Origin of the sequence: Porcipelethomonas ammoniilytica, assembly GCF_025567485.1 — a bacterium.
Lineage (GTDB): Bacteria > Bacillota > Clostridia > Oscillospirales > Ruminococcaceae > Porcipelethomonas > Porcipelethomonas ammoniilytica.
The window spans coordinates 233266-252298 of sequence record NZ_JAOQKH010000001.1 but is presented as its reverse complement, the minus strand read 5'-3'; the positions used below and the strand labels follow the sequence as shown (position 1 = coordinate 252298).

The 19033-nt window shown below is 32.9% G+C and carries 16 protein-coding genes; 1 reads left to right on the top strand and 15 read right to left on the bottom strand.

Translation table 11 applies throughout. The features are described from left to right. Window positions 1-2: 2 nt before the first annotated feature. The 13 genes from OCV67_RS01155 to OCV67_RS01095 form a co-directional block, all read right to left on the bottom strand. Window positions 3-1460 (bottom strand): lipopolysaccharide biosynthesis protein, encoded by a 1458-nt coding sequence (locus OCV67_RS01155; RefSeq protein ID WP_147642017.1) that lies wholly within the window; start codon window positions 1458-1460, stop codon window positions 3-5. A 28-nt stretch (window positions 1461-1488) separates the two neighbouring features. Then, window positions 1489-2457, bottom strand: a complete 969-nt coding sequence (locus OCV67_RS01150) for a hypothetical protein (RefSeq protein ID WP_147642016.1) — start codon at window positions 2455-2457, stop codon at window positions 1489-1491. Window positions 2458-2624: 167 nt separating this feature from the next. Beyond that, window positions 2625-3524, bottom strand: coding sequence for a glycosyltransferase (locus OCV67_RS01145; RefSeq protein WP_147642015.1), 900 nt, complete (start codon window positions 3522-3524; stop codon window positions 2625-2627). A gap of 32 nt (window positions 3525-3556) precedes the next feature. Continuing rightward, window positions 3557-4165, bottom strand: a complete 609-nt coding sequence (gene rfbC, locus OCV67_RS01140; RefSeq protein WP_147642014.1) for a dTDP-4-dehydrorhamnose 3,5-epimerase — start codon at window positions 4163-4165, stop codon at window positions 3557-3559. Beyond that, window positions 4165-5025 (bottom strand): dTDP-4-dehydrorhamnose reductase, encoded by an 861-nt coding sequence (gene rfbD / locus OCV67_RS01135; RefSeq protein WP_147642013.1) that lies wholly within the window; start codon window positions 5023-5025, stop codon window positions 4165-4167. The genes rfbC and rfbD overlap by 1 nt, the downstream gene beginning before the upstream one ends. Then, on the bottom strand, window positions 5026-6054 hold the full coding sequence (rfbB, locus tag OCV67_RS01130) for a dTDP-glucose 4,6-dehydratase (RefSeq protein ID WP_147642012.1): 1029 nt from the start codon (window positions 6052-6054) through the stop codon (window positions 5026-5028). A gap of 19 nt (window positions 6055-6073) precedes the next feature. Then, window positions 6074-6970: a glucose-1-phosphate thymidylyltransferase RfbA gene (gene rfbA / locus OCV67_RS01125; RefSeq protein WP_147642011.1), complete on the bottom strand. Its 897-nt coding sequence runs from the start codon at window positions 6968-6970 to the stop codon at window positions 6074-6076. Between the two features lie 213 nt (window positions 6971-7183). Beyond that, the gene (gene glf / locus OCV67_RS01120) at window positions 7184-8299 is read right to left on the bottom strand and encodes a UDP-galactopyranose mutase (protein WP_147642010.1); all 1116 of its coding nucleotides are present in this window, start codon (window positions 8297-8299) and stop codon (window positions 7184-7186) included. A 35-nt stretch (window positions 8300-8334) separates the two neighbouring features. Next, the gene (locus OCV67_RS01115; RefSeq protein WP_147642009.1) at window positions 8335-9573 is read right to left on the bottom strand and encodes a nucleotide sugar dehydrogenase; all 1239 of its coding nucleotides are present in this window, start codon (window positions 9571-9573) and stop codon (window positions 8335-8337) included. A gap of 47 nt (window positions 9574-9620) precedes the next feature. After that, window positions 9621-10502, bottom strand: a complete 882-nt coding sequence (locus OCV67_RS01110) for a glycosyltransferase (protein WP_147642008.1) — start codon at window positions 10500-10502, stop codon at window positions 9621-9623. A 4-nt stretch (window positions 10503-10506) separates the two neighbouring features. Next, a complete protein-coding gene (locus tag OCV67_RS01105) occupies window positions 10507-11739 on the bottom strand; it encodes an O-antigen ligase family protein (RefSeq protein ID WP_147642007.1) in 1233 nt (410 codons plus the stop codon). A 7-nt stretch (window positions 11740-11746) separates the two neighbouring features. After that, window positions 11747-12730 (bottom strand): glycosyltransferase family 2 protein, encoded by a 984-nt coding sequence (locus OCV67_RS01100; protein WP_147642006.1) that lies wholly within the window; start codon window positions 12728-12730, stop codon window positions 11747-11749. Between the two features lie 8 nt (window positions 12731-12738). Beyond that, the gene (locus tag OCV67_RS01095) at window positions 12739-13491 is read right to left on the bottom strand and encodes a DUF4422 domain-containing protein (protein WP_147642005.1); all 753 of its coding nucleotides are present in this window, start codon (window positions 13489-13491) and stop codon (window positions 12739-12741) included. Between the two features lie 335 nt (window positions 13492-13826). Here OCV67_RS01095 and OCV67_RS01090 point away from each other — a divergent pair, with 335 nt between their 5' ends. Then, entirely contained in the window at window positions 13827-14258 is a 432-nt protein-coding gene (locus OCV67_RS01090; protein ID WP_147642004.1) for an acyl-CoA thioesterase, read from the top strand. On the opposite strand, the gene uvrA is transcribed toward OCV67_RS01090, so the two are convergent. Beyond that, a complete protein-coding gene (uvrA, locus tag OCV67_RS01085; protein ID WP_147642003.1) occupies window positions 14250-17069 on the bottom strand; it encodes an excinuclease ABC subunit UvrA in 2820 nt (939 codons plus the stop codon). The genes OCV67_RS01090 and uvrA overlap by 9 nt on opposite strands. After that, complete coding sequence (gene uvrB / locus OCV67_RS01080; protein WP_147642002.1) at window positions 17066-19033, bottom strand: excinuclease ABC subunit UvrB; 1968 nt, start codon at window positions 19031-19033, stop codon at window positions 17066-17068. Before uvrB ends, uvrA begins: the two co-directional genes overlap by 4 nt.

Here is a 19033-nt window from a genome sequence, read left to right as displayed (position 1 = left end):
TATTAAGCCTTCTTTCTGTTCTTTAAGAAACCTAAAATAATATTTTTTAAATAAATAAAACATTCTAGTTTAAAAATCCAAGCTAATCCTACATAAATAATAATTCCAAGTAAAACTTGAATAATCAGCTTCAGTAATGATGGAAGTGCTAAAAATGATATGCCATAAACAATAATTCCCATTATTGCAGCTATTCCCATTGATGGAAATAGATCCTTCATTTGCTCTAAATAACTATAATTAAGAAGCTTTTTATTCGGCGATGCATTAACAAAGCATGATATTAAACTTGATACTGCTCCACCTAAAGCAATGGCTAAAGGCGTTTTAAAGCAAAATACTGTTATTAATAATATTAATATACCGTAACATTTTTTTATTATTTCCAATTTTAAAAACTGATCGCTTCTACCCTGTGCATTTAAGGCTTGAAGATTAGCAGTATTTATAGGATAAAATGCAAAAATAAAACAATATACTCTTAAATAAGGTACACATGGAAGCCATTTATCAGTAAGTACTAAAGAAATAAGCGGTTCAGCAACAGCTGCAAGACCAGCCATCAATGGAAAAATAACAAATGAACTTGTTACAATTGAACGTCGCATCATTGATTTCACACGTTCTTTATTATCTTGTTCTTTTGATAATGCCGGCAGCATTACACTTTGTATAGAACCGTCAATATTATTTACGATAAGCGTTGGAAATTGTTTTCCTCTATTGTAATAGCCCAATGTAGCTGAATTATATTTTTTCCCTATAACAAGACTTCTCAATTCATTATAAATATTACTCATAAGATTTGAGCATAATAGTTTCCATCCAAATGAAAACAAAACTTTAACTCTCTTGATTTCAAAAATAAGCATCGGACGCCATTTTACAACGATCATCATTATTATGCAGATAGATACCTGATTGGAAAGCTGCTGACCAACAAGTGCCCATACTCCATAACCCAAATAAGCCATTACTATTCCGACTGCGCCGGATATAATTACAGAACCTAATGTACAATACATCAGTTCTTTGAACTTCATTTCTTTTGCAATTTTTGCATTTTGAATAGAATTAAAAGCTCCTGGAATCAAAATAATCGCTAAAACTCTCAATACATTTTTTAATTGAGGCATATTGTAAAAATCTGCAATAAACGGCGCTGAAAAAAACAAAATTACATATAGTATTAAAGCTATACTCAGACTTAAATAAAATACAGATGAATAATCCTTTTCAGTTACATCTTTTCTTTGTATCAAAGCCGTATTAAACCCACTTTGCACAAATACTTGTGATATTGTAATAAATATTGTCAACAGTGTTAAAACACCATAATCTGTAGGATCAAGAAGTCGAGCAAGAACAATTTGTACAATAAACGACACGCCTTGACAACCGCAGCGTTCTAAAAATTTATATATTAACGAAAGTATAACACTCTTTTTTGAACTTTCCATATTTTTTCACCTGATTATCTGTATACACTTAATTTGTATTAAAATATTTTTCGCAAACTTTAATAAATTCTTTTGCACTGGTTTCGGAATCAGCATTAGATTTTAAATACATTTCATAAATTTTATGACGTGTATTTTTAGCAAACTCAATTTCTTCAGGTTCAAAACTCCAAGCCTTACCCCAGTTGTTAACACCGGGAATTATATAATCTTCTTTTGTTTTCCCGGGTTCCGGAATAACAACAGAAATACATCCACAAAGTGAAGCTATTGTGCTATAAGCCGTAAACGTATCATAACATATACAATATTCACATTCATTAAATACTTTTACTTTTTCTTTTTCAGGTAAATCATCGACAACAATTCCATCAAAAGTTTCGGGTAAATCTTCTCTATGTTGTCTATCTTTTGCTTTTCTAATAATATAGCATTTACCTTTTCTTTTGCCAAAATTTGTTTGTTTATATAAATCCAGATTAAAATACGGCGTTCGTAATATTCGTTTTTCCGGATTTAAATCGCTATCATTAAATTTTTCACCATAACAAAAAAACAAATCATCCTTACCATATGCATCTATTTGTCCATGTAGCGGATTATAATATAAAAACCATCTTACTACCTTTTTGGCATTTAAGGGATTTCCATAAGTAACTTCTGGATAAATAACAATGGTATTTTTATCAACCAAAGGCAGATATTTTCTCTTCCACCCTTTAACAGGATAATCTAAATATACTTTAAGACCCGGATATTTTTTTACTGAATTAGGATAAATTTTAGATACTATAATTTTTATAGTATCTTTACATATATATTTAATCCATCTCATAAAAAACAAGAATTTTTTATCCGGTCTGTAACCATAAACACCTGAGAAAAGTACTCTTGCGTCATATCCATTATCTCTAAGCAAAGAACATAATCTATGTCTGACTATTGCACCGCCCGAATTGTTTCTAGGTGTTAAAATAACAAATTTTAATTTTTTCAAAATGTAAGACTCCTCTTTAAAAATATCCATCATAATTTTTTGCATCAGCCATATGTCATTCTTCATAATTTAGATTTATCAAAAAACATTTTTTTGCACTTATTAACAACTCAGGTTAAATACCTCTAATCGTACGTATATATTTAGTTTGTTTTCAGACATTATTGCTATACTCCTTTATCAATAACATCTAAAAGAATTTTAGCAGAATCCAAAAGATGTTTATTTAAAAATTTACTTTTATTCAAATTATCTTTGAACTTTACTTTTTTATTAATTTTTAATGATTCATCGGTTGAAACATCTTCTAAATGATTAACCCTTAATATTGGGTCATATATCATAGAATAATTTTTTTTAATGCAATTATAGTGCAAAATTTCTTCTTCATGATATAGAAAAGTTCGAGAATCAAAGGCTTCTTTTTCAAGTTCTAAATATCTACGAGAAAATATATAACATGCGCCGTGTAAGACAGGATTATACATTTTTTTTAAATACATATTATTATCTGTTTTTCCAAATACTTTTTTTAATCTAGTTCTGATTCTAATTGTTGATTTTATCTTATTTATTATGTAATAAATAAAAGGATTTTTTAGTGCTTTTTCCAATGATTCTATTTCTTTTACAACTTGTTCTTTAGTGACATTTTCTTTTCGAGCAGGATTCTGATGTTTATTATTTCTTTTTGATATTATATCCGGACCTAAAATATAAAAATTATTTTCCTGATATACCGTATCAATCTTATCTAAAAAAGCTTTATCATCAATTAACACATCATTATTCATAATAATCATAAAATCCGGATCATATTTTTCTTTAGCATAAGTATATCCAACATTATTTCCTCTTGCAAAGCCCATATTTTCATCATTTAAAATAACATCACAATATTTATTGTCTTTATAAAATTGTTTAAGTCTTGCACCGCTTCCATTACTTGATGCGTTATCAACAATTACAATTCTGATCCTGTTCATATCCAAATGATTTTGAATATACTTTACGCATTCTTTAGTCATATCTTCCGCTAAGTAATGTAATATTATGAATACAAACACTATTCATTCTCCTCAATAAAAATAAATATACTTTAAAACTTAAAAGTATCTTCAATACCGCACCACAACTGATCTTTTTCACTCAAATTAAGCGGAGTACCATCAGAAAGACTATAACCTTCTGCACTTGCCGTACCGTTATATTCACCTACGATTTCCATCCAATCAATACCAATCTTCGGATCATTCCATGCCAATCCGCCCTCATCATTAGGATGATAAAAATCATCACACTTATAACAAAACTCCGCAATATCACTCAGTACCAAAAAACCATGAGCAAACCCCTTTGGTATTAGAAATTGCTTTTTGTTTTCCTCAGTAAGTTCCACTCCATACCACTTGCCATATGTATTTGAATCAAGACGCAAATCAACGGCAACATCAAATACTTTACCCTTAATAGTTCTTACAATTTTAGTCTGAGGGTGCTGTTTCTGAAAATGAAGTCCTCTGAGTACGCCTTTTGCTGAACATGACTGATTATCCTGTACAAAAACAATGTCAAGACCTGCTTCATGCATATCCTTTTGATTATAAGTTTCCATAAAATACCCGCGGTTATCGCCATGTACCGCAGGTTCTATAACACAAAGACCTTCTATGCCTCCAACATTTTTTTCAACCTTAATTTGTCCCATTAAAAGTCTATCTCCTTTAAATATCTTTCAAGTGCATCCTGCCATACTGGTAAAGGTTTAAAACCATTTTCAGTCAGCTTACTTTTATCAAGTCTGCTGTTAAAAGGTCTTGCGGCTTTTGAAAGACCGTATTCTTCAGTAGTTACAGGTACAACCTTAGTATCATATCCTACCTGTTTAAATATTTCACAGGTAAAATCATACCAACTTATATAACCGCCTTCATTAGTTACATGATAATAGCCATATTTATCAGTTTCAGCCATATCAACAAGCAATCTTGCAAGATCATAGGTATAAGTTGGTGTGCCTATCTGGTCATTTACTACACGCACTGTATCAAACTTTTTCCCGACATTGAGCATTGTTTTAATAAAATTATTTCCATTCTTACCGAAAACCCATGCTATTCTAACAATAAAGTACTTGTCAAGAGTTTGCGACACTGCAAGTTCCCCTTCAAGCTTTGTCTGTCCGTAAACGCATAATGGATCATAATCTCTGCAATCTGCCTGCCAAGGTTCAGTTCCCAGACCGTTAAACACATAATCTGTAGATATATATATCATTTTACAATTTATATTTTTGCATACATCAGCAATATTTTGGGTACCTGATACATTTATCGCTCTAACCTTAGGAATATTCTCCTCGTCCTCTGCTGCGTCAACAGCTGTCCATGCGGCGCAATGTACCACTACATCAGGATTTACATCAGTGATTACTTCAGTAACTTTCTCAGCATCAGTAATATCCATTTCATTAATATCAACGCCTACAGCATCATAGCCTCTTTTTTTTAGTTCCTTTACAACGTCAAATCCCAACTGACCCTTTACGCCTGTAACCAAAACTTTCATTTATGTTCTTCCTTTTTCCTTGTACATCTTATCAAAATAATTTTGGTATTCACCAGAAATAATATCCTGCCACCAACTTTTATTATTAAGATACCACTGAATTGTCTTTTTTATACCGTCCTCGAACTTAGTTTCAGGTAACCAACCCAGTTCACTATGAATCTTAGTCGGGTCAATAGCGTATCTCATGTCATGTCCAGGACGGTCAGTTACATATGTTATAAGACTTTCCGGTTTGCCGAGTTCCTTTAAGATTATTTTAACAACTTCAAGATTTGTCTTTTCATTGTGACCGCCGATATTATAAACTTCACCCACTCTGCCTTTACGCATAACAAGGTCAATAGCCTTACAATGATCCTTTACAAATAACCAGTCACGAATATTTTCACCCTTACCGTAAACAGGAAGACTTTCATCATCAAGCGCACGGCTTATCATAAGAGGAATAAGCTTTTCAGGAAAATGAAACGGTCCATAGTTATTTGAACATCTTGTAATTGACACAGGAAGACCAAAAGTTCTGTAATATGAAAGAACAAGAAGATCTGCGCCAGCCTTTGACGAGCTGTACGGACTGCTTGTATGAATTGGTGTTTCTTCAGTAAAAAAGAGATCAGGTCTGTCAAGAGGAAGGTCACCGTAAACCTCGTCAGTTGATACCTGATGATAACGTTTAATTCCATACTTTCGGCAGGCGTCCATTAATACTTGTGTTCCCATTATATTAGTTTTTATAAAGAGACCCGGATCTTCAATCGAACGGTCAACATGAGACTCAGCCGCAAAATTTACAATTATATCAGGTTTTTCTTCTTCAAAAAGTCTTTCAACCGATTCTTTATCAGAAATATCAGCCTTGACAAATCTGAAATTAGGATTTTTCATTGCTTTTTCAAGTGTTGAAAGATTTCCGGCATATGTAAGCTTGTCCAGACAAATAATTCTGTCTTCAGGGTGTTCCTCCAACTGTAAGTATATAAAATTTGCGCCGATAAAACCTGCGCCGCCTGTTACAATAATAGTCATATAAAAATTAACCCCCGTATCAGTAAAGTGTATCTAAGTATTTTCCGCTTAATACATCCATAAGGTATTGTCCGTATTGATTTTTTTTCAATACCTTATACGCTTCCAGTATATCATCCTTAGAGATCCAGCCATTTAAATAGGCAATTTCTTCCAGGCATGCGATTTTTCTATGCTGATGGTCTTCAATAGTTTTTATGAAATTAGATGCTTCAACAAGACTTTCATGCGTTCCTGTATCAAGCCATGTAAATCCTTGACCAAGTAGCTCAACATTTAAATCGCCGTTTTCAAGATAAATTTTATTAAGATCAGTAATTTCCAACTCTCCTCTTGCCGACGGAGACAATTTTTTTACATAATCAACTACTCTATTGTCATAAAAATAAAGTCCGGTCACACAATAATTTGACTTGGGTTTTTTAGGTTTTTCTTCAATAGAAACAGCTCTGCCGTCTTTATCAAATTCAACTATGCCAAATCTTTCCGGATCATCTACATAATAACCAAATATTGTTGCAAGATTATATTTTTCCGCCTTTTCAACAGCTTGTAAAAGTCTTTTTTTTAGCCCATGTCCGGCAAAAATATTGTCTCCAAGCACCATTGCCGCACAATCATCACCAATAAACTCTTCTCCAATAATAAATGCTTGGGCAAGTCCGTCAGGCGAAGGCTGAACCTTATATGAAAGGTTAATGCCGAATTGATGCCCATCACCAAGAAGTTCTTCAAATCTAGGTGTGTCCTGAGGTGTTGAAATAATCAAAATATCTCTGATACCTGCATTCATAAGCACAGACATAGGATAATAAATCATCGGTTTATCATATACGGGTAACAGCTGCTTTGACGTCACCTTTGTTAATGGATATAAACGTGTGCCGGAACCTCCGGCAAGAATTATTCCTTTCATATAAAACCTCCGATTATATAACTGTTAATAAGTATAAACACCCTATTACAACTATCACATTATACCACCCTTATCCCTAAAAATCAAGTATTTTCGCATATTTATCATAATTTCACTGCTCTTCCAAAATATATTTATAATTTCTCAGATTGCCAATATTTACGATAAAAATATTAATATTTTCTGCTGATCATCCCATAAAAAATAAATAAATTACACTATTTCCATTTTACTTTTTTTAAGCGCAGATGCAATAACAGCATCCATATCATAGTACTTATACTCGCCAAGTCTGCCTCCAAAAATAATATTTTTTTCAGACTCTGCAAGCTTCTTGTACTCAGCATAAAGCTTACTATTTTTTTCATCATTCACAGGATAATACGGTTCATCTCCAAGCTTCCATTCAGAACTGTATTCACGGCTTATAACCGTCTTATGAATATCCTTTCCATTTTCATCCTTACCGAATTCAAACCATTTGTGTTCAATAATTCTTGTCCAAGGAGTTTCTACATCAGTATAATTTACTGCTGCATTTCCTTGGAAATTAGAAATATTCAAAATTTCATTTTCAAATTTTACACTTCGGTATTCAAGCGTACCAAGCTTATAGTTAAAATAAGCGTCAATTGCGCCGGTATACACAATTTTATCAGCAATTTTATCAAGTTCTTTATTATTTTGAAGATAATCTACGCCAAGCTTTACTTCAATTCCGTCAAGCATATTTTCAACCATTTTTGTATACCCTCCAATAGGTATACCTTGATACAGCGCATTAAAATAATTGTTGTCAAATGTCAGACGTACTGGCAAGCGTTTAATAATAAAAGCTGGCAGTTTTTTACATTCTCTTCCCCATTGCTTTTCAGTATATCCCTTTACAAGTTTTTCATAAATATCTCTTCCAACCAGACTTATTGCCTGTTCTTCCAGATTTTTAGGTTCACCTTTAATTTCTTTACGCTGTTCATCAATTTTTGCAGCAGCTTCCTCGGGAGTTACCACACCCCACATTTTATTAAATGTATACATGTTGAACGGCAGCGAGTAAAGCTCGCCCTTATAGTTTGCAACAGGTGAATTTGTAAACCTATTAAATTCTGTAAATCTATTCACATAATCCCATACCTTCTTATTGTTTGTATGGAAAATATGTGCGCCATATTTATGAACGTTGATTCCTTCTATCCGTTCAGTATAAACATTACCTGCAACATTAGGACGCTTATCAATTACAAGCACTGATTTTCCAGCTTCTTTCACCTGCTGTGCAAAGACCGCTCCATATAAACCGGATCCGACTATTAAATAATCATATTTCAAAAACCCATCTCCCTTGGTACGCTAATTTATAAGCATTAGTCTCTCTTAAATATATCCCTTGTATAAACTTTATCTGCAACATCATCAAGACATTTATCATAACGGTTTGCAATTATAGAATCACATATTGATTTAAATTTGTTTAAATCATTAACAACTCTGCTTCCGAAGAATGTTACTCCGTCTTTCAGCGTAGGTTCATAAATAACAACTATTGCCCCTTTTGCTTTTATACGCTTCATAACTCCCTGAATTGAACTTTGGCGGAAATTATCGCTGTTTGATTTCATCGTTAAACGATATACGCCAATTATAACCTGCTTTTCTTTACTAATATCATACGTATTGTTTTTATCATAACTATAATAACCGGCTTTCTGAAGAACTCTGTCAGCAATAAAATCTTTACGAGTTCTGTTAGATTCAACAATAGCCTCGATCATATTTTCCGGAACGTCCTCATAATTTGCCAGAAGCTGCTTTGTATCCTTAGGCAGACAATATCCACCGTACCCAAAGCTTGGATTATTATAATGATTGCCAATACGAGGATCTAGACATACGCCTTCTATAATTTGCTGTGTATTCAAACCTTTAAGTTCAGCATAAGTATCAAGTTCATTAAAGTATGATACTCTAAGAGCCAGATACGTATTTGCAAAAAGCTTTACAGCTTCTGCCTCAGTAAAACCCATAATCAAAGTATCTATATTTTCTTTTATAGCAGCCTCCTGAAGAAGTTCTGTAAAAACTTTTGCTTTTTCAACAAGACGCTCATCTTCCATATCTGTGCCCACTATAATTCTGCTTGGGTACAAATTATCATAAAGCGCTTTACTTTCACGAAGAAACTCCGGACTGAATATTATATTTTTACTTCCGGTCTTTTCACGAATCGACTTAGTGTATCCAACAGGAATTGTTGATTTAATAACCATTATAGCTTCAGGATTATATTCCATAACAAGATTAATTACCGTTTCAACAGCCGATGTATCAAAAAAATTCTTTTTACTGTCATAATTTGTAGGAGTTGCTATAATAACAAAATCAGAATTGCCATACGCCTCTTTTGCGTCAAGAGTAGCTGTCAAATCAAGATTTTTTTCTGAAAGATATTTTTCAATATAATCATCCTGTATCGGAGACTTTCTGTTATTTATCATTTCAACCTTTTCAGGTATAATATCAATCGCATATACTTTGTGATTCTGTGCTAGTAAAGTTGCAATTGAAAGACCGACATAACCTGTTCCGGCTACTGTAATAATCATATTTTTACCTTCCTTTTAGTTAGTATTCAAATTTATTTTTCTTCAAGTCAAGAAATATTAAAAACTTTTTTTAATACTTTTGGAATCACTGATAAATTTTTTACTGATAACGGTTTTATTATAAATGCTTTTTTCAAATATTGAAGTCCTAGTTTTAAGCAATGGTTTCCAAAAAATACATTAGAAATAAAAATATATCTGTAATGTAATATTTCAGGATTATTATTATACTCATTCTTAAATTCATTAAGTATATAGTTGAATCCTTGTATTTTTTTATCAATTGACCGAGTAATTGCAATATCAGTAAAGTAATACTTTACCAATGGTTCATTAATATATGAAATTTCATACTTTTGAGCAATTCTCATCCATAATTCATGATCCTGAGAAGATTGTAAATCTTTATTAAATCCTCCCACACTTTTCAATACGCTGGTCTTTATCAACGGAAAAGAAGTTGAACCAATAAAATTACAGCAAAGCAATCTATCAAAATCATTACTGCCTGGAAGATTTTGTTTATCTGACTTTCTGATATTCATTTTTCCATTTTTATCTATATAATAATAATCACAATAAACAAGAGCCGAATGATCTGATAAAATTTTTTTAAGTTGTTTTTCTAACTTTTCTTTTTCCCATTCATCGTCATCATCTAAAAAAGCAATGTACTCACCGTTAGAATTTTTAATTCCCGTATTTCTAGCTTCACATGCTCCTTTATTACTTTCGTGTACTATATAATTTATGGGAAAATCATATTCGGATAACATTTTATATAATCTATTTGAAAGTTCTGAATCTTCAGGAGCGTCATTTACAACAATAATTTCTATATCTTTATAAGATTGTGACAATATACTATCCACAGCTTTTTTTAGAACTTCAGGTTCTCGTTTATACGTAGTTATTACACAGCTTATCATGTAATCAGCCTTTCTTTTTAAATAAATAAAAATTTTTATTATTAACTTTAATTATCATATTTCCATTATATATTTTAGATAACCCAGCTGCGATCGGAATAAACAGATAAAATAATGAAAAATCCAACGTATCAACCAAAGCTGCCAACATTACAGATACAACACCGGCAACCATAACACAATAAATACCTTTTTCCTTAATTTTGTCTATATCACACATAGTTATAAAAACTATTAAAATAAAAACTATCAGCGCAATAAATCCTCCATGATAAGCAACATTTAAAAAATGATTATGCGGATGATTTACAGCTGTTCCGCCGACAAATCCAGAACTTTCATAAAAAAATTTTTCATCAAATTCATTTGATTGCACTCCTAAGCCAAATAATGGTTTTTTATTTAATACTTCAATTACTGTCTGCCATAAATATATTCTGCCTGATAAAGTTATACTTTTTTTAAGATACTTTACAATAATTACAGATAAAATCTCCAACAATTTTCCACTCAAAAGTATATAGTTTATTATTAAAAATAAGATATATATTAATTTAGCATTAATTAAACGAATTATTTTTATATTTTTATCTTTTAAATAAAAAATCAAACCGAAAACGACCGGAAATATTATAATAGATACCAATGCTCCTACAGACCATTTTAATAATAAGCTTCCGATACATAAAATATATTTTATCCAAACACTTAATTTAATTTTATTAAATTCAATATATGAATTTAAAAACGATATAATAATCCAAGGCAATAATACATATATCCATCGATTATCTATGCCCAAGAGAGTTGCATGTGAAAAGAAACTTACTCCTACCATTCTCAATACAACAGTAAATAAATTTAAAATAAATAAGAATGTAAGATATTTTTCAATGTATTTAAGAAATAATACCCATTTGCCTGCAAAAGCCATTTCTCCAAGCATAATCATTACAACGGAAATCATAGCTGGTCCCAAATATCTGGTCAAAGAACCATGATTTAAATATGTTCCTATAAATGTTGCAGCTTGAACTATAGACATCAAAATAACGTACTTTGTAATTTTAAATTTAAATCTTACAAGGTATTCTAAAACAATAAAAGCTGAAGCTATTAATTTTAAACATAAAAACAGCTTATCCACTAATTCAAATCCATGCGTTTTAAAAAGCTGAGGTTCAATAAACGGAATTAAAAGAATCAGATACCAAGTAGATAATTTATTTAATTTCATATTCGCCTCATTTCCTGTTTTTTATAGTACGAACCATAAAACGTATGGGCAGATAAAAATAACAGACGAGCAGCATTAAAATTTTTCTTTTAATCTGCATAGGACTTTTCAATAAAATACCTATATTAGTTTTTAATCGTTTATTTATATTTTTCCTTTCAATTGAGAATATATTATCGGTTTCTTTATCACCATAAAGAATCATATCAACTAATATAGTAAAATCTGATCTAATGAGATTATACTTGACATAATCAACATATTCCGGCGCAGAATTCTGAGATATTTCCAAAATTCTTTCCCATACATGATGCAGAGATAGAAAATTTTCGCCAAATTTTTTTCTGCTTATACTTTCTGAATTTTCATAATAAAAATATCCGATTTTATTAGTTTCCGCTATTTTTTCAGACTTTAAAACAGCCTTGAACATTCCTTCAACATCTTCATTTAACATACCTACAGGATAATGTTCATTTTTTTCAATTACATCTTTTTTATAAAGTTTACCCCATGCATAATGTATACATCTATTGCTGTTAACTCTCAATATGATTTTCATGAATTCATCTTTTGAATACAGCTTCTCTTCATCTTTAGTATTTTTCTTATATATTGCATTGCCATCGGTTACAATAAAATTACATATAGAAATATCAGCATTTTTTTCTTTTATCAAATTAATTAAATCTTCAAACATTGTATTTGAAATCCAATCATCGCTATCAATAAAAGTAAGGTAATTTCCTTTAGCAATTTTTATTCCTGAATTTCTTGCTGCGCTTAATCCTTGATTTTCTTGATGAATTACTTTTATTCTTGAGTCCTTTTCTGATAGTTCATCACACATTTGAGAACAGTTATCAGGAGAACCGTCATCAATTAATATTAATTCAAAATTTTCATAAGTCTGCTTAAGGATAGAATCAACACATCTATATAAATATTTTTCGACATTATAAACCGGAACAATAGCACTTATTAAATCCATACTTCACCTTAATTAAATACTTTTCTTTTAACAAAATTAATTCCTTTAATAAACCAATTTTGCTTTTCCATAAAGATATACGGTTGATTTGTATATGAAATATTATTTGTATTAATCCATACATCAAGAAGTCTTTCACTTACAAAACCAAAAACCCTTGCATCATTTGTATTATAATTTGAAATATCAAGTCTTTTTTCAAGTTCAAATAATATATCAAAAAGCCATTCACAATATGCGTCAAACTTATCTCTTTTCATAATAAACATATTAAATCTATGACCCGAAGTTTCCTGCATACTGTCATCATACGCTTTTATATACTCAGGATATTTTTCAGATATTATTTCTCTGGTTTTATCTAAATCAACAGCATGGTGGGCGTGTGCATATTGACTGTAATTTGTCTCTATATAATAATTTCTTGGAACTGGCAGTATAACGTCATTTTTATTTAAAATTTCGCTTAGTTCCTTGTATCCTATAATTCTTTGAAATTTATCACCTTTGGCTTTTTTATAAGTAAAATGCCTTCGATAATGTACTAATCCGATATAATCTGCATTTAAATTCTTCCAAGCCCAATACAGTCCGGTCAATTCACAATAGTTAGCATTTTTAAGACTGATATTATCACCGGTATTGTCACCCTGATAACCCAAGTCACTTTTTCCTTCACGACCTACATGTAAAGGCATATAAATTTTATCGTCCGGCATTTTATATTTTTTATGTGTAGCTACTATAATTTTAATATTCAAAATCAATACTCCTCTAGTTCAAACGTTCCTTAATACAGTTCTCACAACAGTATTTATTATACCTCAACAGTTCAAACTATACCACATTATTATATCATCTTCAATTACAAAAATCAAGTGATTTCGACCTTTTCTTACAAAAGGCAAATTCCATACTACTTTATAGACATAAAATTCATAGTTTGATATATGATAAACTCCTAAGCTCTGCAAGATTAATTAAACTAATAAAAGTATATCATAATTTCTATACACTGTCAATTGAGCAAAAAATTTGCCTTTTTTTCATGTCAGTGATATAATAAAGAAAATAAAAAACGGAGGACAATAAAAAAATGGAAAAAATTCATGTTTATGAAAGAGACGCATATTATTATGAAACAGATAAAATGAGCGTAGTACATCATTCTAATTATATTCGCTGGTTTGAAGAAGCAAGAGTAAATTTTATGAAAAAGGTCGGATACCCATATGATTTTATGGAATCGCAGGGTATTATGATGCCTGTTCTATCTGCACAGTGCAGCTATAAAAATTCCGTACACTTTGGAGATACCGTATTAATTTATGCTTCAATAAGTAAATTCAACGGATTTAAAATGGAAGTACAATATAAAATCTGCGATAAAAAAACAGGTGAGCTCCGTGCAACCGGAAGCACCACCCATTGTTTTACGGATATGTCAATGAAACCCCTGAGAATCAAAAAAAATCATCCAGAAATTTTTAAAATATTTGATGAGGTTTCACCAACTGAATTATTTTAAATAACTTTTAAGATATTTCCCAGTATATGACTGTGGACATTCTGCTACTTCTTCCGGAGTGCCGCATGCAACGACAGTTCCACCGCCTGTACCTCCCTCTGGTCCAAGATCAATAATATGGTCGGCAACCTTTATAACATTAAGGTTATGTTCAATAACCAATACTGTATTTCCGGTGTCTGCAAGCTTTTGAAGTACTTCGATAAGCTTGTGGACATCAGCTGTATGCAGCCCTGTTGTAGGTTCGTCAAGAATATAAATTGTTTTACCGGTAGCTCTTTTAGAAAGTTCAGTTGACAGTTTAACTCTTTGTGCTTCGCCGCCTGAAAGCGTTGTTGCAGGCTGACCGATTTTTATATATCCAAGTCCGACTTCCTGCAATGTTTTTAGTTTACGGAGAATTTTAGGATGGTTTTCAAAAAATTTTACTCCTTCGTCAACAGTCATTTCAAGAACATCATAAATGGATCTGCCCTTATATAAAATTTCAAGTGTTTCTCTATTGTATCTTTTTCCTTTGCAGACTTCGCACGGAACATAAATATCCGGCAAAAAGTGCATCTCAATTTTCTTGATACCGTCGCCTTCGCATGCCTCGCAGCGTCCACCCTTGATATTAAAAGAAAATCTTCCTGCACCGTATCCATGAGTTTTGGCGTCGCTTGTCTGTGCAAAAAGCTCGCGTATATCAGTAAATACTCCCGTATATGTTGCCGGATTTGATCTGGGCGTTCTGCCGATTGGCGACTGGTCAATACATATTACCTTGTCAAGATTTTCTAATCCTTCAATGGATTTGAATTTCCCTGCTCTTATTTTTGCACGATTAAGCTTTGCAGCAAGATGCTTATATAGTATTTCATTTACAAGAGATGATTTTCCTGATCCTGAAACGCCTGTAACGCAAATCAGTTCGCCCAGGGGTATTTTTACATTGATCTTCTTAAGATTATTTTCTGCCGCACCCTTTATAATAAGATAATTACCGTTTCCTTTTCTTCGTTTTTCGGGAAGAGGAATTTTTTTCTTACCGCTTAAGTATTGTCCTGTAACGGAATTTTCAGACTTTAGTAATTCATCTACTGTTCCCGAAAATATTACTTCTCCCCCATTTACTCCGGCTCCGGGTCCGATATCTACGATATGATCAGCCGCAAGCATCGTATCATCATCATGCTCAACTACTATAAGTGTATTACCAATATCGCGAAGATGCTTAAGCGTTTCAATAAGCTTGTCATTATCACGCTGATGCAAGCCTATACTAGGTTCATCAAGAATATACAATACTCCCATAAGAGACGAACCTATTTGAGTAGCAAGACGTATACGCTGGCTTTCACCGCCTGAAAGCGTACCTGAGGAACGGGACAAGGTAAGATATTCAAGTCCGACGCTTTTTAAAAATCCAAGTCTTTCCCGTATTTCCTTTAAGATCCTTTCGGCAATCATCATTTCACGTTCAGTCAGTTTAAGATTATTTATAAAATCAAGAGCCTCTGATATAGAAAACTTAGTAAAATCAATAATATTAATTCCGCCTACCGTTACAGAAAGACTTTCCTTTTTTAGTCTTTCACCCCTACATTCCGGACAGTTTATTTCATTCATACAATCCGCAATTTCACTTTTAGAATATTCGCTGCTTGATTCTTTATACCGCCTTTCAAGATTGTTAATAATACCCTCGAATTTACTGTATCTTACACCGCCTCCGAATGAATCGATTATCTGAAGTTCAAGCCTGTCTTTTGTTCCATATAAAAAAGCGTCAGCCGCTTCCTTAGGCAAATCTTTGAAAGGAGTATCCAGACTGATATTATATTTTTTTGCGATTCCGTTATAGTACATCATTGCAATAGATCCTTCTGTAAGCGTATTCCATCCGCTTGCCTTTATAGCTCCTTGTCTGATACTCAAATCTTTATTGGGTACTATCAGATCAGGATCTATTCTTGAAAAAGTTCCCAGACCGGTACACTTCGGACATGCACCAAAAGGATTATTAAATGAAAACATTCGTGGATTCAGTTCTTCAATACTGATATTATGCTCCGGACATGCATAGCTCTGTGAAAACAGCATTTCTTCTCCGCCTATTACATCAACTGCAAGCATTCCGCCGGAAAGAGACATTACCGTTTCGATACTGTCTGTAAGACGTGACTTTATTCCGTCCTTTATCACCAGACGGTCTACTACAATTTCTATATTATGTTTCTTATTTTTGTCAAGAATTATTTCCTCGGAAAGATCATACATATTTCCGTCAATTCTTACACGAACATAGCCGGAACGCCGTGCGTTGTCCAATTCCTTGGCATAAGTTCCTTTTCTTCCTCTTGCTATAGGCGCTAACAGCTGGATTTTAGTTCCTTCTTCCAATTCAAACAATTTATCGACTATCTGGTCAACGGTCTGCTGTTTTATTTCCCTTCCGCATACCGGACAGTGTGGTATTCCTATTCTGGCATAAAGCAGACGCAGATAATCGTATATTTCCGTGACAGTACCCACAGTAGAACGAGGATTTTTTGATGTAGTTTTCTGATCGATTGATATTGCAGGAGACAGCCCTTCGATACTGTCAACGTCAGGTTTTTCCATTTGTCCTAAAAACATTCTTGCATATGACGAGAGACTTTCCATGTATCTTCTCTGACCGTCTGCATAAATAGTATCGAATGCGAGAGATGATTTTCCTGAACCTGAAAGACCAGTCATAACGATAAGCTTATTTCTTGGTATTTCCAGATCAATATTTTTCAGATTATGTTCTCGGGCGCCTTTTATAATTATTTTATCTGTCATTTGTTTCCCTCTAATTCCTTAATTTTATCTCTAAGATAAGCTGCATGCTCAAATTCAAGCATTTTAGCCGCTTCTTTCATTTCAACTTTAAGCTTTGAAATAAGCTCTGCCTTTTCGGCTTTGGAAAGCTTCTTACCTGTTGTTTTTTCAACTGTTTCTTTGGAAGATATTTCAAGTACTTTTCTTATTTCTTTCTTTATCGTTTTGGGAACAATACCATGCTTTTCATTATATGCCATCTGAATGGATCGGCGTCTTTCAGTTTCGGTTATTGCTTTTTCCATAGAATTCGTAACCGAATCAGCATACATGATAACTTGTCCCTTTGCATTTCTTGCAGCTCGTCCAATAGTTTGTACAAGAGAAGTTTCACTTCTTAAAAATCCTTCTTTATCTGCGTCAAGGATCGCAACAAGAGATACTTCTGGTATATCAAGACCTTCTCTTAAAAGATTAATTCCTACGAGTACGTCAAATTCTCCCTCACGAAGATCCTTTATAATTTCCATACGCTCAATAGTATCTATATCATGGTGAAGATATCTGACTCTTACTCCTGCATCGTCTAAAAAAGAAGTAAGATCCTCCGCCATTTTTTTGGTAAGAGTAGTTATTAAAACTCGTTCATTGATCTCTGTACGTTTATTAATTTCAGAAAGAAGATCCTCAATTTGTCCCTGAACCGGCTTTACAATAATCTCCGGATCTACAAGACCGGTAGGACGTATAACCTGTTCAACTATTTGCTGTGATTTTTCTCTTTCAAATTTATTAGGAGTAGCGCTGACAAAGATGACCTGATTTACATGGTCATAAAATTCATCAAAATTAAGCGGTCTGTTGTCAAAAGCGCTGGGCAGACGGAATCCGAATTCCACAAGGGTATTTTTTCTTGCTCTGTCTCCGGCATACATTCCCCCTACCTGTGGTATTGTTACATGGCTTTCGTCTATAAGCATAAGAAAATCTTTAGGGAAATGATCCAAAAGCGTCATAGGAGTGCTTCCTGGAGGACGTCCAGATAAAATTCTGGAATAATTTTCTATACCGCTGCAAAAACCGATTTCCTGCAGCATTTCCATATCATAATGAGTGCGCTGAGCTATTCTCTGCGCTTCAATAAGTTTATTTTCCGATTGAAAATATTCTATTCTTTCCGCCAACTCTCTGTCGATTTCCTTTATAGCGTCGCTCATTTTAGCTCCGCTTACAATATAGTGGCTGGCAGGAAAAATCGCAGCATGCTTGAGTATCGATAAAACCTCTCCGGTCAGTACGTTAATTTCCGTTATACGGTCAATTTCATCTCCGAAAAATTCTACTCTTATTGCTTTTTCATTTGATGAAGCCGGAAAAATTTCTACAACGTCTCCTCTGACGCGAAATTTATTTCTGACAAAATTAACATCATTTCTTTCATACTGAATCGCTACAAGCTCGCTTAAAAGCTGATCTCTTGATTTCTCCATTCCCTGCCTTACAGAAACGACCATTGAACGGTAATCTTCCGGACTTCCCAAAGAATATATGCAGGACACACTGGATACAATTATTACATCATTTCTTTCTGAAAGAGCCGTTGTGGCAGAATGACGCATTTTATCGATTTCATCATTGACCGAAGAATCCTTTTCAATATAAGTATCCGTACCCGGAATATATGCTTCCGGCTGATAATAGTCGTAATAACTGACAAAATATTCAACTGCATTATTAGGAAAAAACTCTTTGAATTCCGAACATAACTGCGCTGCAAGTATTTTATTATGTGCCAGAACAAGAGTAGGCTTATTTACATTTGCTATAACATTCGCCATTGTAAAAGTTTTTCCCGAACCGGTTACACCTAAAAGAGTCTGTTCTCTGTACCCTTTATTAATACCGTCTGTCAGCTTGCTTATTGCCTCGGGCTGATCGCCGGATGGTTTATAATCCGTTACCAGTTCAAACTTGCGTTCTTTCAT